General features: G+C 69.7%; 18 protein-coding genes. 4 read left to right on the top strand and 14 right to left on the bottom strand.

Annotated elements, in window-relative coordinates:
- Positions 1-16 precede the first annotated feature (16 nt).
- The 4 genes from IEY82_RS15195 to IEY82_RS15180 form a co-directional block, all read right to left on the bottom strand.
- Positions 17-643 (bottom strand): LysE family translocator, encoded by a 627-nt coding sequence (locus IEY82_RS15195; protein WP_189124748.1) that lies wholly within the window; start codon positions 641-643, stop codon positions 17-19.
- A gap of 60 nt (positions 644-703) precedes the next feature.
- Positions 704-1,900, bottom strand: coding sequence for a hypothetical protein (locus IEY82_RS15190; protein WP_189124747.1), 1,197 nt, complete (start codon positions 1,898-1,900; stop codon positions 704-706).
- 183 nt (positions 1,901-2,083) lie between these two features.
- The gene (locus IEY82_RS15185; RefSeq protein WP_189124746.1) at positions 2,084-3,250 is read right to left on the bottom strand and encodes a hypothetical protein; all 1,167 of its coding nucleotides are present in this window, start codon (positions 3,248-3,250) and stop codon (positions 2,084-2,086) included.
- Between the two features lie 144 nt (positions 3,251-3,394).
- Positions 3,395-4,387, bottom strand: a complete 993-nt coding sequence (locus IEY82_RS15180) for a LysR family transcriptional regulator (protein WP_189124745.1) — start codon at positions 4,385-4,387, stop codon at positions 3,395-3,397.
- A gap of 111 nt (positions 4,388-4,498) precedes the next feature.
- On the opposite strand from IEY82_RS15180, the gene IEY82_RS15175 reads away from it, so the two are divergent.
- Positions 4,499-5,029: a cysteine dioxygenase family protein gene (locus IEY82_RS15175; RefSeq protein WP_189124744.1), complete on the top strand. Its 531-nt coding sequence runs from the start codon at positions 4,499-4,501 to the stop codon at positions 5,027-5,029.
- A gap of 135 nt (positions 5,030-5,164) precedes the next feature.
- Here IEY82_RS15175 and IEY82_RS15170 read toward each other — a convergent pair whose 3' ends face one another.
- The 3 genes from IEY82_RS15170 to IEY82_RS15160 form a co-directional block, all read right to left on the bottom strand.
- Entirely contained in the window at positions 5,165-5,818 is a 654-nt protein-coding gene (locus IEY82_RS15170; RefSeq protein ID WP_189124743.1) for a hypothetical protein, read from the bottom strand.
- 564 nt (positions 5,819-6,382) lie between these two features.
- Positions 6,383-7,021, bottom strand: coding sequence for an alpha/beta fold hydrolase (locus tag IEY82_RS15165; RefSeq protein WP_189124742.1), 639 nt, complete (start codon positions 7,019-7,021; stop codon positions 6,383-6,385).
- Between the two features lie 109 nt (positions 7,022-7,130).
- Entirely contained in the window at positions 7,131-8,486 is a 1,356-nt protein-coding gene (locus IEY82_RS15160) for a dipeptidase (RefSeq protein WP_189124741.1), read from the bottom strand.
- Positions 8,487-8,715: 229 nt separating this feature from the next.
- On the opposite strand from IEY82_RS15160, the gene IEY82_RS15155 reads away from it, so the two are divergent.
- Positions 8,716-10,098, top strand: a complete 1,383-nt coding sequence (locus IEY82_RS15155) for an aspartate aminotransferase family protein (protein WP_189124740.1) — start codon at positions 8,716-8,718, stop codon at positions 10,096-10,098.
- A 64-nt stretch (positions 10,099-10,162) separates the two neighbouring features.
- Positions 10,163-11,278: an alanine dehydrogenase gene (gene ald / locus IEY82_RS15150; protein WP_189124739.1), complete on the top strand. Its 1,116-nt coding sequence runs from the start codon at positions 10,163-10,165 to the stop codon at positions 11,276-11,278.
- A 21-nt stretch (positions 11,279-11,299) separates the two neighbouring features.
- On the opposite strand, the gene IEY82_RS15145 is transcribed toward ald, so the two are convergent.
- The 6 genes from IEY82_RS15145 to IEY82_RS15120 all read right to left on the bottom strand — a co-directional run bounded on the left by IEY82_RS15145 (position 11,300) and on the right by IEY82_RS15120 (position 17,696).
- Complete coding sequence (locus IEY82_RS15145; protein ID WP_189124738.1) at positions 11,300-12,685, bottom strand: tetratricopeptide repeat protein; 1,386 nt, start codon at positions 12,683-12,685, stop codon at positions 11,300-11,302.
- A 51-nt stretch (positions 12,686-12,736) separates the two neighbouring features.
- Complete coding sequence (locus IEY82_RS15140; protein WP_263647901.1) at positions 12,737-13,765, bottom strand: urease accessory protein UreH domain-containing protein; 1,029 nt, start codon at positions 13,763-13,765, stop codon at positions 12,737-12,739.
- A 17-nt stretch (positions 13,766-13,782) separates the two neighbouring features.
- Positions 13,783-13,983: a hypothetical protein gene (locus IEY82_RS15135; protein WP_189124737.1), complete on the bottom strand. Its 201-nt coding sequence runs from the start codon at positions 13,981-13,983 to the stop codon at positions 13,783-13,785.
- A gap of 596 nt (positions 13,984-14,579) precedes the next feature.
- Positions 14,580-15,326 (bottom strand): class I SAM-dependent methyltransferase, encoded by a 747-nt coding sequence (locus tag IEY82_RS15130; RefSeq protein ID WP_189124736.1) that lies wholly within the window; start codon positions 15,324-15,326, stop codon positions 14,580-14,582.
- A 616-nt stretch (positions 15,327-15,942) separates the two neighbouring features.
- Positions 15,943-16,590: a response regulator gene (locus tag IEY82_RS15125; RefSeq protein ID WP_189124735.1), complete on the bottom strand. Its 648-nt coding sequence runs from the start codon at positions 16,588-16,590 to the stop codon at positions 15,943-15,945.
- Positions 16,587-17,696: a sensor histidine kinase gene (locus IEY82_RS15120; protein ID WP_225262790.1), complete on the bottom strand. Its 1,110-nt coding sequence runs from the start codon at positions 17,694-17,696 to the stop codon at positions 16,587-16,589. The genes IEY82_RS15125 and IEY82_RS15120 overlap by 4 nt, the downstream gene beginning before the upstream one ends.
- 100 nt (positions 17,697-17,796) lie before the next feature.
- On the opposite strand from IEY82_RS15120, the gene ggt reads away from it, so the two are divergent.
- Entirely contained in the window at positions 17,797-19,524 is a 1,728-nt protein-coding gene (gene ggt, locus IEY82_RS15115) for a gamma-glutamyltransferase (RefSeq protein ID WP_189124733.1), read from the top strand.
- Here ggt and IEY82_RS15110 read toward each other — a convergent pair.
- On the bottom strand, positions 19,514-20,917 hold the full coding sequence (locus IEY82_RS15110) for a flavin-containing monooxygenase (RefSeq protein WP_443686085.1): 1,404 nt from the start codon (positions 20,915-20,917) through the stop codon (positions 19,514-19,516). The genes ggt and IEY82_RS15110 overlap by 11 nt on opposite strands.
- Positions 20,918-21,086: the final 169 nt, after the last annotated feature.

The following is a 21,086-nucleotide window of genomic DNA, read 5'->3' as shown; positions in this document are numbered from 1 at the left end:
ACACCCGCCTGCCGGCTCAGGCCTTCTCGCCCGTCAGCAGGGCGGCCAGCCCGAGGTAGACGACGCCGCTGCCGATGTCGAGGCGGCGGCGAGCCTTGGCCGACCGGCGCAGGCGCCCGGCCAGGGCCGAGGCCGCCATCGCGTAGGTGCCGTCGCTGACCATCCCGAGCACCAGCCAGAACAGCCCGAGCAGCAGGATCTGCGGCCCGACCGGGCCCGCGGCCGGGTCGGTGAACAGCGGCAGGAACGCCAGGAAGAAGATCGCGGTCTTCGGGTTGAGCACGTTGACCACGAATCCCTCCCAGAACATCCGCCGCCTGGAATGGGTCTCGGTGGCCACGGTCTCCTCGTCTGTCCCGCGCTGCATCAGCTTGCGCACGCCCAGCCACACCAGGTAGGCCACGCCCGCGTACTTGACCACGGTGAACGCCGTCGCCGAGGCGGCCAGCAGCGCGCTGATGCCGAGCGCGGCGGCCACCACGTGGACCAGCGAGCCCGCGTGCACGCCGAGGACCGAGACCAGGCCGGCCGACCTGCCCTGGGCGACACTGCGCATGACGATGAAGAGCACGGCGGGGCCGGGCACCACGAGCAGGGCGAGGGTGGCCGCGCAGAAGAGCGCGAGCGTCGCGAGATCCGGCATGGGGCCATCCTAAGGACGCGGTCAAAGGATTTCCGGCGCTGCGCTTGGCGCTGACGGCTCTTACGCCCGAGGAAAATCCTGATCCGGCACGATCTTCGGTCCGTGTTCCTTGCGCTGCCCGTCCATGGTCCTAAAGAGCGTGATACTCGTCAGGACCGCGATCATCGCCTGCATTCTCACGATGAGGGTGGATATTTTCCGTCCCGCGGTCTCCTGCGCGGCCAGCGCGGCCACGGGATTGGCCATGTAAGACGTGCGGATCAAGGCCAACCCCAACACTCCCAACAGGGTCACCCCGTAGACATGATCGTGGAGACGGTTGAGCAACTTCACCGCCGACGCCAAGTCCTGGGCGTGTCCTACGGCTTCGTCGGAGAGCTCGATGCCCGCGGTCATGAAGGCGCGCAGCTTCGCGTCGGCCGCGACCATGGCATCACCGCTCCACGCCCGTGCGAGAACGTCTCTCTTCGCTGGATCGCCGCCGCGGAAGAGTTCGTGTAACGAGCGTGCCATTGACGCCCAGTAATTCACATGATTGTCCAGGGTTTCGTCGCTCGGAACCACGGCCGTGGCCCAGACCAGCGCGCCCACGGTGGCGGCCACGGACATTCGCCCTGCGACCTTGAGCAACCCGGCGGTGCGGCCACTCCGTATCGCGATGCGCGATGGTTCGGTTTCGGTGGTCCAAAAGGACCTCCGGGACCCCGGCGGCCTGTATTCGGATAGACGGTCGCCTGGGTGCTTGATGTAGCGCTTTTGGGCCAGCATGTGACGCAGCCCCAGCGCGCTCAGCCCCCCAGCGGTTGCTACACCCAGCAGGGCCATCAATTCCCACTCCCTGTTCGAGCCCTGGGCGTCGAACAGGGGATTTCTCCTGCCGTCCATGGACACGGGCTCAGACAGGAGGTCGTGATCGAGTTCCGAGGCATCAGTGGCCGGCAGGTCGAGCAACGCCTGCACGTTGGCGTCCTCGGCCTTGTAGTAACCGTCGGCGCTGCGGATGAGGGTTTCGGACAGATGTTGAGCCGAGTGGGAGCCGTCCGCCAGGCGATCGTTGAAGCCGTGGAGCCCGAGGTTGTAGCGCAGGCGCGCCGGCTCGCCGACAATCCCCAGTGCGCCCACCGGCATCGCGGTCGCCGGATCCATCCCATCTCGTTGCGCGCCGTGCAACGTGAACAGCTGCTCTGCGAAAAGGTCGAGATTGAGGCCTGAGTGCCGCAGAGCGGCGCCTTGGACCTGAAGAGGCTGCTCCACCATGGCGTCATCCTTTCCGGACCTTGGGCTCGACCAGAAGTGGATCACGAAAAGGTGGTTACTTCGTGATCATTTGCCGACTATTCCCGGGCCCGCGGCCTGCTCCGCCAGCTCACGGTGCACCAACTTGCGCACGCCCTGCCAGACCAGGTGGGCCACGTCCGCGGACCTGCCCTGGGCGACGCCTTAAACGAGCTCCCGAGGGAAATCCTGTGACGGCACGTTGCTGGGCCCGGATTCTCTGCGCTGCCCGTCCATCCCCGCGTAGAGCACCATGCCCATCGAGGCGGTGAGCACGGCCTGAACGGCCATGATGGCGATGGTTATCTTGCGCCCCATGGTCTCCTGCGCCGCCAGCGCGGCCACGGGATTGACGGAGTAAAAAATACGGATCCCGGCCAGCGCCGCGACTCCCATCACCGTCACCCCCAAGGCCAGGTCGTGGAGAAGGTTGAGGTTCGCCACCGCCTGTGCCAGGTCGTAGGCGCGTGCCACGGCTTCGTCGGAGAGCTGGATGCCCGCTGTTATGAAGGCGCGCAACTTCGCGTCGGCCGCGACCATGGCATCACCGCTCCACGCCTGGGCAAGGACAGATCTCTCCGCCGGATCGCCGCCGGCGAAGAGTTTGCTTAACGACAGCGCCACACTTGCCCAGTAATTGACGTGATCGTCCAGGACTTCGTCGCTCGGGACCACGGCGGTGGCCCAGGCCAGCGCACCGACGGTAGCGGCCAAGGACATTTGTCCGGCGAGCTTGAGTAATCCAGCGGTACGACTACTCCGTAGCGCCACGCGCGCTCTTTCGTATTCGTTGAACACGGTGGGACTCGGTGCGACGTACCGCGAACTCTTGGCCATGAATTGACGGAGCCCCAGCGCCGTCAGCCCGCTGACGGTCGCCCCTGCCGTCAGGGTCATTCCTTCCCAGTTCCTGTTCAGGCCCCGATGAGCGTCGAACAGGGGATTGCCGGGGATGGAAACGATATCGTCACCGAGCAGACCGAAATCGAGATCGGAGCCACTTCCCCTCTGCTGCATCCTGATCAGGTCCTGCACGTTGGCGTTCTCGGCTTCGGTGTATCCGTCCAGGTTGCGGATGAGGGTTCTGGACAGGAACTTGGCAGAGTGGACGCCGTCGATCAGGCGATCGTTGAAGCCGCGGAACCCGTTGTTGTAGCGGAGGCGCGCCGCCTCGCCGATGATCCCCAGCGCCCCCATCGGCATCGCGGATACAGGGGGGTACCCGTCGCGTTGCATGCGGTGCGTGTCGAGCAGTGCGTTTGCGAAGAAATCGAGATTGATGGCCGAGTTTCGCAGGCCGGCGCCCTGTACCTGAAGAGGTTGCTCCGTCATGCGATCATCCTCTCCGGCCTCCTGTTCGGCAGGAGGTGAATCACGCGCCACGAGGTTGAATTGTGATCATGTGCCTGCGGTTCTGAGTCGGCGCACCCAGCTCCCGTGCACCCCGAGTATCGGTGTGAGCCCGCTGAGCCACCCTCAGGACACGTGGTCAAGGCTCTCCCGAAGCGCTGACAGCAGCGCCTCGGTGGCCGGAGGATGCGGCGGCCCGCCGTAGACGGCTGCGTGGACGTGCCTGGTCGAACCGGCGACCTCGGTGACCGTCACGCCGGGATGGCGGTGCGCGGCCAGCGCCAGCCCCGGCAGCACGGTCAGCCCCATGCCGGCCGCCACCAGCGCCTGCACGGCCACGATGTCATCACTGGTGAACGAGATGCGCGGCTCGAACCCGGCCTTGGCGCAGATGTCGAGCAGATGGCTTCGGCACCGATCGCACCCCGCGATCCACGCCGCTCCCGCATGCTCCGCCAGCCTGGCGGGCTTATGAGCCTTGGGGGACGCGCCCGCCGGTCCGCTGGTTGGTTCGCTGGCTGGGTCGCCTGCCGGTCTGATCGCCGGTCCAGCCGCCGGTTGGCCGGCCGGCCCGGTCGCCGGTTCCCTGGTCGACGGGGAGACGAGGTAGCTGGGGTCGTCGAGGAGGTGGGTCAGGTGGAGGCCGCTCTCCTCGGGCATGGTGTCGTCATAGCGGAACATCACCGCCACGTCGACCCGTCCGGCCCGCAGGAGCCTGAGCGCCTCGGGCGGCTCGGTCTCGGTGAGCTCCAGCTGCAGCCCCGGATGGTCGCGGGCGATCCGCATGGCCGCCTCGGGGACGAACGTGCCCAGCGCCGAGGGGAACGCGGCCAGCCGCACCCGGCCCGAGCGCAACCCGACGTGCGCGGCCAGCTCCTCGGCGGTGGCGTCGAGCCGGCCGATGATGTCGGCCGCGCGCTCGGCGAGCAGCCGCCCCGCCTCGGTCAGCCGGATGCCACGCCCGGCGCGCTGGATGAGCCGGGCGCCGGTCTCGGCCTCCAGGCGGGCCAGATGGTGGCTGACCGACGGCTGCGAATAGTGCAGGTCCTTGGCCGCCGCCGTCAGCGACCCCCTGCGGGCGACCGCCACGAGCACGCGTAGCCGTACGACATCGAGCATTCATCAATCTTATCTATCGATGAGCAACAGAACTTCTGTTGGACCTATCGATGTGAGCTGTAGCAGGGTGGAAACGGAAGGCAGATTAGCGTCTTTCCCTAGGGGGATACCATGGATATGGCGACCATCGTCAGACCAGGACTGGACGAGCTCGTGCGGGGCGTCGGAGCGTTGACCGCCCGCCGGCTCGACCGCCGTGAGACCGCGTTCGCGGTCGCCGACCTGCTCCGCGCCCAGTTCCCGTCGCTCGACCTGCTCACGCCGGAGGAGCGCGAGGGCTCCCCCGACAGGTACGTCTCGCAGGTGCTGCACGCCCAGGACGACTTCTCGATCGTGGCGGTCGTGTGGCGCCCCGGTCAGGGCACGGTGATCCACGACCACGTGTCGTGGTGCGCTTTCGGCGTCCTCAGTGGCATCGAGCACGAGACCCTCTACCGCGACCACGGCGACCACCTGACCGAGATCGGCCGCGCCGACAACCGTCCGGGCGAGGTCAGCGGCTTCGCCCCGCCGGGCGACATCCACGCGGTCCTCAACACCAGCGACGAGGTGGGCGTCTCCGTCCACGTCTACGGCGCCGACGTTCGCCGCCTCGGCAGCAGCGTCCGCCGCGTCTACGACCTGCCCGTCCGTCAGAGGTAGCTCTCCAGAAGGCCGACTTCCCGGCAGGGCCGGCATCGGGGGTGGCCGCTGTCGATCTCGTCGGGCGTGACGCCCGATTAGGGTCGCGGACGAGCCCGCGCTCGACTCGCGAAGTCCTCAGTACGGCGCTGATCCTCAGACCATCGGAAAGTCCGTCTGCGGCACGTTCGCTGGGCCGGTCTTGGTGGGCTGCCCGTCCATGTTCGCGTAGAGCGCGCCGGTGGACGCGACGATGAGGCCGTAAACGAGGCTAATCATCAATGTCAGCCGATGTCCGATGAGTGACGACATTGTCAGAGCAGCCGCAGGATTGACCGGAGAGTACGTACGGACCGCTATGAGTAGGGCAATCTGTACCGCGGTTGCAAGGTAGGTCCAGTCGTGCAGGTTGTTGAGCCTGTCGACCGCTTGTGCCAGGTCGTATCCGCGCCCCACGGCCTCGTCGGAGAGCTGGATGCCCGCGGTCACGAAGTCACGGAGCTTACGGTCCGCCACCTTCATGGTCTCGCCGCTCCAGGCCTTGGACAGAGCCTCTCTGCCCGCGGGATCACCACTGCCGAATGTGGCGTCCAGCTTCGCTGCCATGTTCTGCCAGTAGTCCATGTGCTGGTTCAGGGGCTCGTCGTCGGGGATGATGGCACTGGCCCAGATCAGTACGCCTGCGGCGGCGGTGACGGACATGCCCGCGCCGACCCGGAGCAGCATCGCGGTGCGAGCGCTCGTCATCGCGCCACGGGACCGAGCGATGACCCCGGCTCCTGCCGCGAGACTGGCGCCGACGGCTGCCATAGAGGTCATCCCGGGTAACTGCCAGTCCTTCTCCTCGCGCTTGCGGTTCAGGTTGCGGAAATTGGACGGCGTGTCATCGTCGCGCGGCTTGTATTCGTGGTCGTCGCGCTGGAGTACAAGCTGGAGGTTCTTGGCCTCGGCCTGCAGGTAGCCGTCCTTGCTGACCTTGACCGCCTGAGAAAGGTTGTCGCTGAGGCGACGCCCTCCGCCAGCCGACGCTGGAACGCCTTGAGACCATTGTTGTAGCGTGAGCGCGCAGACTCGCCGACCAAGCCGAGTGCCAACGGCGGCAGCGAGGTCCCTCCGTACGTGCCTGTGCCGTCTCTGAGGGTCTTGAGCTGTGTACTCGTATCCTCGAGGTGAATGGCCGATCGCTCGAAACCGGCACCATGAAAGTAAAGACTCTTGTTCCCCATGAGATCACTGTGAACCGGCCTTCATTGGCCTCAGTGCGAATCCCACGTGCGTAGCGAAAATGTGATCATTATGTTCCCCGGCGCTCGTCGGATATCGGTCAGTCGCCTCGGCAGCAGCGTCCACCCGTGTCTACGACCTACCGTCTCGTCAGAGGTAGCTCTCCAGGCGGTCGGCCAGCTCCACAGGGCGGGCCAGCATCGGGGTGTGGCCGCCGTCGATCTCGTCGGGCGTGATGCCCAGCCGGTCGCGGACGAGCCCACGCATGAACGCCGGCGAGAAGAACCGGTCGTCCCGGCAGAGCAGGAACCTCGTCGGCACGTCCGGCCACGCGGCCAGCGGCCACGGCTCCAGCAGCGCCTTCTCGGCGTGCTCCCGTCCCCGGGTCAGCACCTCGGCGGCGACCTCGGCGGGGACGTCCTGCAGGAAGACGGCGACCGGATCGTCCATCGCGGGTGCGTGGAAGCCGGCGTTGGCCCACCAGTCGGCGGGCGGCTCGCCCGGAACCGGGATCATGGCCGTCACCAGCACCAGCAGATTGGCCGGGACCCGGTCACAGACCAGCGGGCCGACGAAGCCGCCCCACGAGTGGGCCACGACGACCAGGTCGCCGCGGTCGCCGACGGCCCGGACCACGGTGTCGGCGTAGTCGCCGAGGCTCGCCGACTCGTCCTCGATCGGCAGGTCCACGGCCACCGCGTCGTGCCCTCTGCGGCGCAGCTCGGCGACGACCAGGTGCCAGTCCCGGGCGCTCGAGCCGCCTCCATGGATCAGTACGAACGTGGCCATGAGTCCTCCTCGAAGTCCTGTTCCACAGGAAGACCGGCCAACGGCCGGAAAGTCATCGGGCGGACCCGCAGGAAGACCAGTCAGGGGCCGGACCCGCGACCCGGGGCGGTCAGATGCCGAGGGCCGACGGGAGGCTGAGCTCGTGCAGGAAGAGGGCCTCGGCGGTGGCGACGCGGCGCAGCTCCTCCAGGTCGACCCGCTCGTTGGGCGCGTGGATGGCGGCGTCTTCGTCCTCCGCCCCGAACAGCAGGATCTCGGCCGCCGGGAACTGCTTGAGCAGCGTGTTGACCAGCGGGATCGAGCCGCCGGCGCCGACGTCGCGAGGCGGGCGCCCGAAGGCGCGCTCCATGGCCCGGTTGAGGGCCGAACGGGCCTTGCCGCCCGAGTCGGCCTGGAAGCCCGAACCCACGGTGAAGTCGCCGAACGAGACCTGCGCCCCCCACGGCGTGACCTGCTGGAGGAACTCCACCACCGCGTCGACCGTCGTCTTCGGATCGCCCGCCGGGGGCACCCGGACCGTGACGCGGGCCCGCGCCGCCGGCTGCACCGCGTTGACCGCCCCGGAGACGGTCGGCACGTCGAGGCCCGTCACGGTGATCGCGTAGGACGACCAGAGCCGGTCGGCCAGCGAGCCGGAGCCGACCAGTGACACGCCGTCGAGCACGCCCGAGGTCTTCCTGAACTCCTCCTCCGGCGGGCCCTGCCCGAGGAACGACCCCCTGGGCAGCCCCGGGACCCGGATGTCGCCGTTGTCGTCGTGCAGCGAGGTCAGCATGCGCATCAGGGCGGCGAGCGCGTCAGGGGCGGCGCCGCCGAACGACCCGCTGTGCACCGGCCCGCGCAGGGTGCGGACCTCGATGGTGAAGCCCGCCATGCCTCGCAGCGACGTGGTCACCGCGGGGTCGCCGACGCGTGGGTTGCCGGTGTCGGCCACCACGATGGCGTCGGCCCGCAGCAGGTCGGGGTTGCGCTCGACGAAGGCCTCCAGGCGCTCGCCGGCGTATTCCTCCTGGCCCTCGATGATGACCTTGATGCCCACGGGCAGCCGGCCCTGGAACGCGCGCAGCGCCGTGACGTGGGAGATGATGCCCGACTTGTCGTCGGCGACGCCCCGGCCGTACAGCTGCCCGTCGATCTGCGTGGGCTCGAACGGCGGGGTGCGCCACGCGGCGGGATCGCCGGCGGGCTGCACGTCGTAGTGGGCGTAGAGCAGGACCGTCGGGGCACCGGGCGGGGCGGGCGACTCGCCGTAGACGGCGGGGAAGCTGCCCTCGACCGGGACCTGCTGGACATGCCGCAGGCCGGTGGAGCGCAGCAGCTCCTCGGTGGCGGCGGCCGCGGCGAACACGGGCTCCTCCGGGTGCCCGGGGAACGCGACGGAGGGGATGGCGGCGAGCCGCTTCAGCTCCTCGATGGCCTGTGGCATCGAGGCCGCGACGGCGCTCTCGATCTGGTCAGGTGTCACGGACGATCCCCCGGGGGTTGTTCAACGGTCAACGTCTCATTGCATCACACACGGCCCCGCGGCGCGGGATCGGCATGACCCGCGGATCAATCTACCTGCGGATTTCGTAGCAGTTACATGTTGCTGCTGCGGATCTCGGCTTGCTCACAGAATGTCGCAACGTTTTCGCTTGGCAAAGCCGAAGTGAAGAGGCAGACTGTGGTGAGATCAAAGGCAAGGGAAGATAAACATGACGCAGCCGGACAACGACATCCTCAAGGCCGCGCAGGATCATTTGTGGCTCCACTTCACCAGGCACAGCTCCTACGAGCAGGCCGAGATCCCGACCATCGTGCGTGGTGAGGGCTCCTACATCTACGACATCCACGGCAAGCGCTATCTCGACGGCCTCGCCGGGCTCTTCGTGGTCCAGGCCGGTCACGGGCGCGGCGAGCTGGCCGAGGCGGCGGCCAAGCAGGCCCAGGAGCTGGCCTTCTTCCCGCTGTGGTCCTACGCCCACCCCAAGGCGGCCGAGCTGGCCGCGAGGATCGCGGCCCTGACGCCTGGCGACCTCAACCGCGTCTTCTTCACCTCCGGTGGCGGCGAGGCGGTCGAGTCCGCCTGGAAGCTGGCCAAGCAGTACTTCAAGCTCACCGGCAAGCCGCTCAAGCACAAGGTCATCAGCCGCCAGATCGCCTACCACGGCACCCCGCACGGGGCTCTGTCGATCACCGGCATCCCGGCGTTCAAGGAGATGTTCGAGCCCCTCGTGCCCGGCTCCGTCCGGGTGCCCAACACCAACCACTACCGGGCCGACGAGATCTCCGGCATCAAGGGGATGACCCCCGAGGAGTACGGCTTCTGGGCCGCGGAGCGGGTCGCCCGCGCCATCGAGATGGAGGGCCCCGACACGGTGGCCGCCGTCGTCGCCGAGCCGGTGCAGAACGCCGGCGGCTGCTTCCCGCCCCCACCCGGCTACTGGCAGCGCCTGCGCGAGATCTGCGACGAGTACGACGTGCTGCTCGTCTCCGACGAGGTCATCTGCGCCTTCGGCCGTCTCGGCACCATGTTCGGCGGGCAGAAGTTCGACTACGTGCCCGACATCATCACCTGCGCCAAGGGCCTGACCAGCGGCTACTCGCCACTCGGGGCGATGATCGCGAGCGATCGGCTGTTCGAGCCGTTCAAGAAGGGCGACAACACCTTCGCCCACGGCTACACCTTCGGCGGCCACCCGGTCTCCGCCGCCGTGGCGCTGGCCAACCTCGACATCTTCGAGCGTGAGGACCTGCTCGGCCACGTCACCAAGAACGAGCCCGTCTTCCAGGCCACCCTCGAAGGCCTGAAGGACCTGCCGATCGTCGGCGACGTGCGCGGCTCCGGCTACTTCTGGGGCATCGAGCTGGTCAAGGACAAGACCACCAAGGAGACGTTCACCGCCGAGGAGTCGGAGCGGCTGCTGCGCGGCTTCCTGTCCAAGGCGCTGTTCGAGGCCGGGCTCTACTGCCGGGCCGACGACCGGGGCGACCCCGTCATCCAGCTGGCGCCCCCGCTGATCGCGGGGCCGAAGGAGTTCGACGAGATCGGCTCGATACTCCGCACCGTGCTCACCCAGGCGTGGGCCCGCCTGTAGAAACCCCCCTGTCCGGTACGGCATAGCCGTACCGGACATTTTCGTCCCGAAAGGAACCGGCGCAATGAAGATCGGTGTGCCCGCCGAGGTCAAGAACCATGAATACCGCGTGGCCGTCACCCCGGCGGGCGTGCACGAACTCGTCCGCAACGGCCACGACGTCACCGTCCAGAGCGAGGCCGGCCTCGGATCGCACATCACCGACGACGAGTATCTCGCCGCGGGCGCGAAGATCATCGACAGTGCCGACGCGGTGTGGGCCGAGGCGGAGCTGGTGCTCAAGGTGAAGGAGCCGATCGCCTCCGAATACCACCGCCTGCGCGAAGACCTCGTGCTCTTCACCTACCTGCACCTGGCCGCCTCGCACCCGTGCACCGACGCCCTGCTGTCCGCCGGGACGACCGGCATCGCGTACGAGACCGTCCAGGTCGGTGACGCGCTGCCGCTGCTCGCCCCCATGTCCGAGGTCGCCGGGCGGCTCGCCCCGCAGGTCGGCGCCTACAACCTGATGCGGTTCAACGGCGGCCGCGGCGTCCTGCCGGGCGGCGTGCCCGGCGTCGCCCCGGCCAAGGTCGTCGTCATCGGCGGCGGCGTCTCCGGCCTCAACGCCGCGCAGATCGCCGTCGGCATGGGCGCCGACGTCACCGTCCTCGACACCAACGTCGACCGGCTCCGCTTCATCGACGCCGTCTACCAGGGCCGCCTCAAAACCCTGGTCTCCACCTCGTACGCGATCGAGCGGGAGGTCCTTGAAGCCGACCTGGTGATCGGCGCCGTCCTCATCCCCGGCGCGAAGGCCCCCACCCTCGTCTCGAACGACCTGGTCTCCCGCATGAAGCCGGGCTCGGTGCTCGTCGACATCGCCATCGACCAGGGCGGCTGCTTCGCCGACTCGCGCCCCACCACCCACGCCGAGCCGACCTACCGGGTGCACGACTCGGTCTTCTACTGCGTGGCCAACATGCCGGGCTCGGTGGCCAACACCTCCACGTACGCGCTGACCAACGCCACCCTGCCGTACGCGGTCAAGCTGGCCAACCTGGGCTGGCGCGACGCGCTCAAGAGTGACGCGGGGCTCGCGCGCGGCCTCAACACGCACGGCGGGCGCCTCACCAACGAGCCGGTCGCGCAGGCGCTCGACCTGCCCTACACGCCCGTCCCCGACGTACTCGCCGCCTGACCTCCCTCGCGGCCCGCACCGCTATCGGCGCAGGCCGAAACGGCGGCGCAGCTCGCGGGCCGTGGCCAGGACGTGCTCGATCTCGGCCGGGCTGGGCCACGGCGCGCCGCCCGGCCGCAGCAGCGTGACCCGCACCGCGGCCAGATGCTCGATCGCGCTGGTGTGCAGGCCGCTCCGCGCCACCAGCCAGCCGATCACGTCGGCGTGGTCGTGCAGCGGCCTGGTCACCACGTCCCAGGTGCAGAGAACCTCCGTCAGCGCGGGCACCGCCAGCGAGACGCCGCCCCTGCGGCCGGTCGCCGCCGCCGCGAGCTCCGCCCGGGCGCACAACTCGGGCTCGGCCATCCTGCCCCACGACGGCGGCGGCGGATCGGCCAGCCACCGCCGGGCCTCGCCCACCTCCCCGGCCGCCGTCAGCAGGCCGCCCAGCTCAAGGGCCGCCTGGTGGTGCCCGGCCAGCGCCGCCTCACGGAACCAGTGCCGCCCCCCTTCGAGGTCGCCGAACTCCGCGATGAGCAACAGCCCGAAGTTGAACGAGGCCTCCGCATCGCCCCCGGCCGCCGCCCGGCCGAACCAGTGACTGGCCCCGCGCGAGTCGCCCAGCTCCACGCAGACGAACCCGGCCATCCGCTGGGCCTCCACCCGGCCCGCGCCCGCCGCCCGTTCGTACCAGCCGCGAGCCGTGCGCAGGTCGCCACGGGAGAGCGCGATGCCGCCCAACTGGGCGGCGGCGCCGGGATGCTCGCTCGCCGCGGCCAGCCGGAAGTAGGTCTCGGCGGCCTCGGGATCGCGGCTGGCCTGCAGGAACAGGCCCAGACAGTAGGCAGAGTCGGCCTGCCCGCCGCGCGTCGCGAACTCCCACCACCGCACGGTCTCCTCGTCGTCACCGGCCGAGTAGGCCAGGAACCCCAGGTCGTGGGCGCAGGCCGTGTCGCCGTCGGTGGCGGCCCGGCGATGCCACTCCCGCGCCGCGTGCAGCTCGCCCGCGTCCTCGCAGATCAGCGCCAGCCGCCGGGCCGCGGGCCGGGACCCGGCGCGGGCCGCGCACTCGAACCAGCCCCTCGCGCCCTCCAGGTCGCCGCGCTGCTCCAGCAGCAGCGTGGCCAGGTTGACGGCCGCCTCCGCGTCACCCGTGCCGGCCGCCCGCTCGTACCAGAAGACCGCCTCCTCCAGGCTGCCATGCTTCTCGTGCCAGATGCCCAGGTTGAAGGCGCTGTCGACGTTGCCGCCCGAGGCCGCCATCTCCCACCAGTGCCGGGCCGCTGAACGGTCACCCCGCTGCGCGTGCAACCTGCCGAGCCGGTGCGCGGCCTGCGGGTCACCCGCCTGCGCGGCCAGCAGCAGCTCGGCCTCGTCGCCCACGCGCGGCGCCGGAACGGCCGGCGCCTCACCTTGCCACCACGACATGGCCCACAGGGTGACACGTAACCGGACGGAAGCGAGGGGTAATTGCCGGGTCTAGGAGAACTCGATGAACCCCGTGTACATCCCCATCGCGCAGGTGTAGCGCATCGTCCCGGCGGGCTGCGGAGGTAACGTCACGGTCGCCGGCAGGGTGATGTCACGGCCGTCGAGCACCACCGTGCCCGTGCAGCCCTGGTCGACCAGCTTGAACACGACCTCCACCGGCACGCCCGCCCTGGCCGTCACGATGCCCGGCCGGTAGCCGTCGCGCATCGCCCACACCGTGACCCTGCGCCCGCCCTCCGCGACGGCCGTCCCGGTCGTCCCGGTCGTCCCGGTTTCGTGTGTGCCGGTTTCGTGTGTGCGTGCGCTGCCGGTTGTCGGTACGCCGGCCGAGGCCGCGGCGGAGAGCGTCGGCCGCGGCAGCCAGCCGCCCAGGTTGAGCCCGGTGCCGATCGTCCACAGCCCGGCCGCCAGCGCAACCACTCCGGCCAGCCTGGCCACCCTGGTCCGCGAGACGCGCCGGAGCACGTAGCCCAGCAGCGCGAACGCCGGAGCGGTGCCGAGCACGAACCCGGCCATCACCGCCGCCCCGCCGAGAGGGGATCCGCTGGAGACGGCGACCATCTCCATGCCGATCGTCACGCCGCACGGGACCAGGATGGTCGCCGCGCCCAGCAACGGCGCGGCCAGCCGCCTCGTCTGCCGTGCCGGCGGGGCGCAGCCGGGTTCCGTACGGCGCAGCAGTCGTACGGCGAACACGATCACCGTGACGCCCGCCGCCACGAGCAGCAGTGCCCTGGCCGCGGGCGGCAGGCTGACGGCCGCGCCCAGCAGCCCGAGCAGCGCTCCCACCGCCGAGTAGGCGACCAGCCTGCCCGCCAGGAACCACCCGATCAGCGACGGGTCACCGGTGGAAGGCCGCGCCGAACACGTCTCGTCCTTTCCGGCCGCTCTCGTCGATCGGGGGGCGGTGGCCGGGCCAGGGCTTCGGTCCATCAGGCCGACCAGAAGGCCGCCCTGGACCGCCGCGCAGGACGCGGTGCCCGCCAGGAGGCCGGCGGCGAGGCCGCTGGCGAGCAGGGCGGCGGCCTGCGCGCTCAGTGGACGAGAGCCAGGTCGTCCAGCGCCCCGCTCTTGGCCGCCTCCACTATCGAGCTGAACTGATCGCGGCTCATCTCGACGCGCTGCCCGAAGTCGTCGGTGATGATCACCTGACGGTCTTCTGGGGCTGCGTGGTCGACGAACAGCTCGGGGCAGCCACAGCTGCACTGGCCGCAGAATCGGGCGATCGACCGCATACTCGTCCCCACTCTCGATGTAGGTTCCAGGAGCAACGTAACGTGTCTTATTGGACGCGGCCAGTAACAGTATGTTTACCGGCGTTGACCGAATCGGACCCTCGTTCGGGGCCGTCTACGGTGGGTGTGCCTGCGGGGCGGGTGGGCGCTTGGGCCGCGCAAACGAGCGGGCGCCTGGGCCATCTACGGTGGGTGGGCGTTGGGGCTGCGGAGGCGGGTGGGCGCTTGGACCGCGGAGGCGGGTGGGCGTTCCGGCCGACCGCGATTGCCCGGGGTCTGGTGATTTTGGCCTTCGGCCTTGTTTTCGGGCGCGGGGGTACCTGGCACGGTCTTAAGTCGGCCGGAACGCCCACCCGCCTCCGCTTCACCGCCCCCGCCGTCCTGCCTGACCACCGCAGAGCGGGCCGGGCTTCGACGCCTTCCTGCTCGCCGACGCTGAAGCGCCTCATCCCGTACGTCGCGGCTGGTCGCCGTAGGCTGAAGCCTTCACTTTCCGGCACAGCGCGGGCCGGGCACCGTAACTAAACCCCAGCTTTGCGTGGCCGGGCACCGCAGCTGAAGCCTGACTGGACTTTCCAGCACGACGCGGGGTGTGTTCAAGCCCTTGCCTCGATGAGGAAGCGGGCGGAGTGGGCGACGAACGGGCCGTCAGTTTGGATGCGGTCGTGCAGGTCGCGCAGCTCCTTGCGATAGCGGTCGACGGAGAAGCCGGGCACGATCCAGATCACCTTGCGCAGGAAGTAGATCACCGCGCCCACGTCGTGGAACTCCATGCGGAGCCGTTCCGCTCGCAGGTCGACGACGGTCAGACCGGCCGCCTCCGCCTCGCGCCGGGCCTGCTCCGGGTCGCGGGCCGAGCCGTCCAGCGGACCCAGGAAGAACTCCGCCAGCTCGAAGACGCTGCGCTGGCCGACCTGTTGGGAGAAGTACGTGCCGCCGGGGCGGAGCACGCGGGCGATCTCCGTCCACCACGTACGCACCGGGTGGCGGCTGGACACCAGGTCGAAGGCGCCCGTCCGGAAGGGGAGCCGCGGCTCCTCGTCGTCGGCCACGACCGCGCCCCCTCTCTCGCGCAGCCTGGCGGCGGCCAGTCTGAGATTGGGCGGCCATGATTCGGTGGCGACGGTCACCGGCGGGAGCTTCGGGAGCCCGGCCAGGATCTCGCCGCCACCGGTCTGGATGTCCAGCGCGGCCGTCGCCTCGGCCATCCGCTCACCGAGCAGCCGCGCGTACCCCCAGGAGGGGCGTTCCTCGCTCGCTCGTCCGTCGAGCCAGGAGAAGTCCCACCCGTCGACGGACACCGTCTCGGCTTCGGCCACCAAGTCCTCGAACAATCTCCCCATCGCCCGACCGTGCCATCCCACCTGACCCCCGGACAACCGATTTACCCCCCGGCCGCGCCATCCCGCCTCGCCTCAGAAGACTCGATTTGCGCCCCGACCGGCCTCTCCTCGACCGGATACTTGATCAACCGCCAGGTCTCGGCGGCTGCGGCCGTTCAGGGAAGTCCAGCGCAGGTCCCACATATCCGGAGTGTGTGCCCAGCCCGCACTGTGCCGGAAAGTGACGGCTTCAGCTACGGCGAGCATGCCCGGCGGGCGGAAACAGACGCTTCAGCATCGGCGAGACGGAAGGCGACGGGCCCCTGCCCGCTCTGCGGCGGGTGAGCAGAGCGGGCCGGGTAGCTTGAAGCGGAGGCGGGTGGGCGTTCCGGCCGACTTAAGACCGTGCCAGGTACCCCCGCGCCCGCGGCAACGCCGAAGGCGAACATCACCAGACCCCGGGCAATCGCGGTCGGCCGGAACGCCCACCCGTCTCCGCGGCTCCAACAGAGTCGGCCGGAACGCCCACCCGTCTCCGCGGCTCCAACAGAAAGGCGGTCGGCCGGAACGCCCACCCGCCTCCGCGGCCACCCACAGAAAGCACGGACCTGGGAACGGGCCACGCCGAAGCGGCAGGTCAGAGCCAGCCGGGTCTGACCACGCCGGATTCGTACGCGATGACGACCAGTTGGGCGCGGTCGCGGGCGTTGAGTTTCATCATGGTCCGGCTCACGTGCGTCTTGGCCGTCGCCGGCGACATGAACAGCTTGGCCGCGATCTCGTCGTTGGTCATGCCGGCCCCGACCAGGGTGAGGACCTCGCGCTCGCGTTCGGTCAGCCGGTCGAGGTCGTCGGCGGCCAGCGGCTCCTTGGCGCGCGAGGCGTACTCGGAGATGAGGCGGCGGGTCACGCTCGGGGAGAGGAGGGCTTCGCCGGCGGCCACCACGCGCACCGCCTGGATGAGCTCGGCCGGCTCGGTGTCCTTCACCAGGAAGCCGCTGGCGCCGCCGCGCAGGGCCTCGAAGACGTACTCGTCCAGCTCGAAGGTGGTCAGGATGATGACGCGCGGGCCCGGGGGCATCTGGCGGGTGGCGGTGAGGCCGTCGGTGCCGGGCATCCGGATGTCCATCAGCACCACGTCCGGATCGTGCTCGCGCGACAGACGCACGGCCTCGGCGCCGTCGGCGGCCTCGGCGACCACGGTCATGTCGGGCTGGGCGTCGAGCAGGGCCTTGAAGCCCGCCCGCACCAGGGCCTGGTCGTCGGCGAGCAGCACGTTGATCAAGAGTTCTCCTCGGGGAGGGGGAGCCGGGCCGAGACCTGGAAGCCGTGGCCCGAGGGGCCCGCGACCAGCGAGCCGCCCAGCGCGGAGGCGCGTTCGCGCATGCCGGGGATGCCGTTGCCGCTGCCCACCTCCGCGTGCACGGCGGGTGACGTCGCGCCGGTGTCGCTGATCTGGATGCACAGCTCGTCCGCGCCGTACTCGAGGCGGACCGAGACCCGGGAGCCGGGGGCGTGGCGGGCGGCGTTGGTGAGCGACTCCTGCACGATGCGGTAGGCGGCGCGTTCGACCGGCCGGGGCAGCGGCCGGGAGCCGGCGTGTTTGATCGTCACGTCCACGCCGGAGCGCTCGGCCAGCTCGTCGAGGCGGTCGAGCCCGGCGGTGGGGGAGCGGGGAGCGCCGTCGCGGAGCACGTTCAGCACCGAACGCATCTCGCCGAGCACCTCCTTGGAGGCTAGTTTGATCGTGGCCAGCGCGGTGCGGGCCTGTTCGGGGTGGTCGTCGATGAGGTGCAGCGCGGTCGAGGCCTGGACGTGGATGAGCGAGATGTTGTGCGCCAGCACGTCGTGCAGCTCCTGGGCCATGATCAGTCGTTCCTCGCTGGCCTGCCGCCTGGTCTCCTCCTGGACCGCCCGCGACTGCTGGGCGCGGCGCTCCCGCAGAATCCTGAGCAGCTCGGCCGCCACCATGAACACCAGGATGAACGCGCTGATCGCCAGCGCGTGGTAGAGCCAGGGCCCTCCCTGGTAGGTGCCGAGCCCGGCGTAGACGAGGAAGACGGCGAGCGTGACTCCGGCCAGGATCCACGCGGCCAGCCGCCGCCCGTTCATGATCAGCAGGAACAGGACGACGATCGGGGCGAGGAAGATGGGGCCGTACGGGTAGCCCTGCCACACGTACACGTACGTCACCGCGAACGTGATGAACGACGAGATGAGCGGAAGCTTCCGGAACACCGCCAGCATCGCCGGACCGACCAGCAGCAACCCGTACGCCAGAGGGGTGAGCGGTTCCCTGAACGATTCCTGCCCATACTCCGCGCCAGGGGACAACCCCACCTGGACGATCGCGACGATCAGCGCGAGGTATGGGGTGTATCCGGACTTCATGCGCACATGCCCACGCTAGGTCAACGTCCTGACCAGCGCATCCCCCGCATGTCGCAGGGGGCCCTACCGCGACGGGCGTACCTGGTCCATCGTGGACACCATGCGCAGTGTGATCGTTTCCACAGCAGCAGTCCTCCTCATGCTGGCCGGCGCCCCTCCCGCGCTGGCCGTACCCCCTCACAAGGTCCCCGTCGCCGAGGGGACGGGCGGCGCGGTCGCCACCGTCGACCTCGACGCGAGCAAGGCGGCCATCGCCGTACTGAAGAGAGGCGGCAACGCCATCGACGCCGCCGTCGCCGCCGGCGCGGTGCTCGGGGTCACCGAGCCCTACTCCGCCGGGCTGGCGGGCGGCGGCTTCATCGTCTACTACGACGCCCAGCGGCGTAAGGTGCACACGATCGACGGCCGTGAGACGGCACCGAAGGCCATGCACGCGGCCACTTTCGAGGGCATCCCGTTCGAGGAGGCCGTGACCAGCGGCCTGTCGGCGGGGGTGCCGGGCGCGGTCGCGCAGTGGGATCTGGCGCTGCGCAGGTTCGGCACGATCTCGCTCAAGCAGGCGCTGCAGCCGGCCATCGAGGTGGCGTCCAAGGGCTTCGTCGTCGACGAGACGTTCGCCGCCCAGACCGAGCAGAACCGGGCGAGGTTCAAGGACTTCTCCTCCACCGCCGCCCTCTACCTGCCGGGCGGCGCGCCGCCGGCCGTCGGCTCCGTCTTCAGGAACCCCGACCTCGCCGCCACCTACCGCGAGCTGGGCAGGCGCGGCCCCGACTGGTTGTACGGCGGGCAGCTCGGCAAGGAGATCGTCGCCACGGTCAAGCAGCCGCCGGTCGTGCCCGGCGCGACCCGCAACGTCCGGCCCGGCCTCATGGAGCAGTCGGACCTGCGGGCCTACCGCGCCCTGCTGCGTGAGCCCACGCGCGTCGACTTCCAGAATCTGCGGGTGTACGGCATGGCGCCCCCGTCCTCCGGCGGCTCGACCGTGGGTGAGGCGCTGAACATCCTCGACTCGCTGCCCCAGGTCGGGCTGCACGAGTACCTGGAGGCGTCCCGGCTGGCCTTCGCCGACCGCAACAAGTACGTCGCGGACGTGCCCGGGGTGCCGCTGGAGGAGCTGCTGTCCGACGGCTTCGCCAAGGAACGCGCCTGTCTGATCGGCCCCGACGCGATGGCGCACCCCGCCGCGCCGGGCGACCCGGACGGGAGTTACACGTTCTGCGAGGCCCCGAAGGGCGCCTCGACGCCGACGGCCGGCGAGGGCCCGGAGACCACGCACCTGGTGGTCGCCGACCGCTGGGGCAACGTGGTGGCCTACAACCTGACCATCGAGTCGACCGGCGGCAACGGCATCGTGGTGCCCGGCCGTGGGTTCCTGCTCAACAACGAGCTGACCGACTTCACCTTCGGCCCGGCTCCGGGCGACCCGAACCTGCCCGGTCCCGGCAAGCGGCCGCGCTCGTCGATGGCGCCCACGATCGTGTTCCAGCACGGCAAGCCGGTGCTGGCGGTCGGCTCGCCCGGCGGCGCGACGATCATCACCACGGTGCTGCAGATCCTGGTCAACCGCTTCGAATGGGGCATGAGCCTGCCCGAGGCGCTCGCCGCGCCGCGGGCCTCGCAGCGCAACAGCGCGCAGACGCAGGCGGAGCAGGCGTTCCTGGACGCCCATCGGGCCGAGCTGGAGGCCCGCGGGCACAGCTTCGCGCTGACGGCCGAGATCGGGGCGGCGACCGCGCTGGAGTTCGTCGGCCGGAACAAGGTCCAGGCCGTGGCCGAGCCGACCAGGCGCGGCGGCGGCAGCGCGCTGGTGGTGAGACCTAGTAGATGAGCTCGTAGGCGTCGGGCTTCACCTTGCGGGTACGCGCCCAGTACTCGAAGGTGAAGCCCGGCCAGATCGTCCGGTTGACGCCCTGCTCGTCGAGATACCAGGAGTCGCAGCCCCCGGAGTTCCACACCAGCGGGTCGAGCCGTTCGAGCAGCCGCCTGCCGAACTCCCGCTGCCGCTCCGGCCGGACGTCGAGCGCCCTGGCCCGGGTCCTGGAGAGCAGGCGCAGGCAGTCCATGACGTAGCGGATCTGCGACTCGATCATGAAGACGACCGAGTTGTGCCCGAGCCCCGTGTTGGGGCCGAGCAGGAAGAACAGGTTGGGGAAGCCGGCCGTGCTGATGCCGTAGTAGGTCTCGATGCCGTCCTGCCAGGCCTCCTGGATCTTCACGCCGTTCCTGCCGACGATGCGCTGGTCCTGCAGCGACTCGATGACCTTGAAGCCGGTGCCGTAGACGATCACGTCGACCTCGTGCTCGGCGCCGGTCGCGTCGATGATCGAGTGCTCCCTGATCTCCGCGATCTCGTCGGTGACCAGGTCGACGTTGCCGCGGGTGAGCGCCGGGTAGTAGTCGCTGGAGATCAGGATGCGCTTGCAGCCGATCGTGTAGCCGGGGGTCAGCTTGCGGCGCAGCTCGGGGTCGGGCACCTGGCTCTCCAGGTGCCGCCGGGCGAGCGTCTCGTGCACCTTCATCAGCCGGGGGTCCACGGTGAAGCCCAGCGCCCTGCTCTCCAGCAGCCAGTAGAGGGCGTGGCGCAGTGTCCTGGCCGCGCCCGGCAGCCGCAGCGCCCGCCGCATCCGGCGCGGGATGGCGAAGTCGGGTTTGGGATGGATCCACGGCGGTGTCCGCTGGAAGACGGTCAATTTGGCGGCCCTGGAGGCGATCTGGGGGACGAACTGGATGGCCGAGGCGCCGGTGCCGATCACGGCCACGCGCTTGCCGGTGAGGTCGACCGAATGGTCCCATGCGGCGGAGTGGAAGGCCGGGCCCGCGAAGCGCTCCCGCCCCGCTATTTCCGGAAATGACGGGATATGGAGGGCGCCGATGCCGGAGACGACGGCATGCGGCCGCAGGGTCTCGCCGTCCGCCGTGGCCACCTCCCACAGCCGGGCGCCGTCGTCGTACTCCAGGGAGACGACCCGCTTGCCGTACCTGAGATGGGGGGCGATGCCGTATCTGTCGACGCACGCCCGCATGTAGTCCCAGATCTCCTCCTGTGGGGAGAACATCCGCGACCAGTCGGGATTGAGGGCGAAGGAGTAGGAGTACATGTGCGACGGCACGTCGCAGGCGCAGCCGGGGTAGGTGTTGTCGCGCCAGGTGCCGCCGAGGTCCGGGGCCTTCTCCAGGATGACGAAGTCGTGGTAGCCGGCCTCTTTGAGCTTGATCGCCATGCCGATCCCGGCGAAGCCGGAGCCGATGATCACTATGCCTGGCTCAGCCACTGCTCCTCCTCCGCGTCCCGGGATTATTGGACGCGAAGTCCAATGTAATCCGCGTCCCGCGTCCGGTCCAGGTTCTGTGTGGAGTGAACCACATCACACCGACTGGTCGGTATGGGCT

It is taken from the genome of Nonomuraea cavernae (assembly GCF_014646355.1).
Lineage (GTDB): Bacteria > Actinomycetota > Actinomycetes > Streptosporangiales > Streptosporangiaceae > Nonomuraea > Nonomuraea cavernae.
The sequence above is the reverse complement of the archived record's forward strand: the minus strand, read 5'-3'. Positions and strand labels throughout refer to the sequence as shown.

What these genes read in the sequence shown, in the direction of transcription:
- IEY82_RS15195 (WP_189124748.1), bottom strand. Translation starts at nt 643, where the DNA reads ATGCCGGATCTCGCGACGCTCGCGCTCTTCTGCGCGGCCACCCTCGCC.
- IEY82_RS15190 (WP_189124747.1), bottom strand. Translation starts at nt 1,900, where the DNA reads ATGGTGGAGCAGCCTCTTCAGGTCCAAGGCGCCGCTCTGCGGCACTCA.
- IEY82_RS15185 (WP_189124746.1), bottom strand. Translation starts at nt 3,250, where the DNA reads ATGACGGAGCAACCTCTTCAGGTACAGGGCGCCGGCCTGCGAAACTCG.
- IEY82_RS15180 (WP_189124745.1), bottom strand. Translation starts at nt 4,387, where the DNA reads ATGCTCGATGTCGTACGGCTACGCGTGCTCGTGGCGGTCGCCCGCAGG.
- IEY82_RS15175 (WP_189124744.1), top strand. Translation starts at nt 4,499, where the DNA reads ATGGATATGGCGACCATCGTCAGACCAGGACTGGACGAGCTCGTGCGG.
- IEY82_RS15170 (WP_189124743.1), bottom strand. Translation starts at nt 5,818, where the DNA reads ATGGCAGCCGTCGGCGCCAGTCTCGCGGCAGGAGCCGGGGTCATCGCT.
- IEY82_RS15165 (WP_189124742.1), bottom strand. Translation starts at nt 7,021, where the DNA reads ATGGCCACGTTCGTACTGATCCATGGAGGCGGCTCGAGCGCCCGGGAC.
- IEY82_RS15155 (WP_189124740.1), top strand. Translation starts at nt 8,716, where the DNA reads ATGACGCAGCCGGACAACGACATCCTCAAGGCCGCGCAGGATCATTTG.
- ald (WP_189124739.1), top strand. Translation starts at nt 10,163, where the DNA reads ATGAAGATCGGTGTGCCCGCCGAGGTCAAGAACCATGAATACCGCGTG.
- IEY82_RS15145 (WP_189124738.1), bottom strand. Translation starts at nt 12,685, where the DNA reads ATGTCGTGGTGGCAAGGTGAGGCGCCGGCCGTTCCGGCGCCGCGCGTG.
- IEY82_RS15135 (WP_189124737.1), bottom strand. Translation starts at nt 13,983, where the DNA reads ATGCGGTCGATCGCCCGATTCTGCGGCCAGTGCAGCTGTGGCTGCCCC.
- IEY82_RS15130 (WP_189124736.1), bottom strand. Translation starts at nt 15,326, where the DNA reads ATGGGGAGATTGTTCGAGGACTTGGTGGCCGAAGCCGAGACGGTGTCC.
- IEY82_RS15120 (WP_225262790.1), bottom strand. Translation starts at nt 17,696, where the DNA reads ATGAAGTCCGGATACACCCCATACCTCGCGCTGATCGTCGCGATCGTC.
- ggt (WP_189124733.1), top strand. Translation starts at nt 17,797, where the DNA reads ATGCGCAGTGTGATCGTTTCCACAGCAGCAGTCCTCCTCATGCTGGCC.
- IEY82_RS15110 (WP_443686085.1), bottom strand. Translation starts at nt 20,917, where the DNA reads ATGGCGATCAAGCTCAAAGAGGCCGGCTACCACGACTTCGTCATCCTG.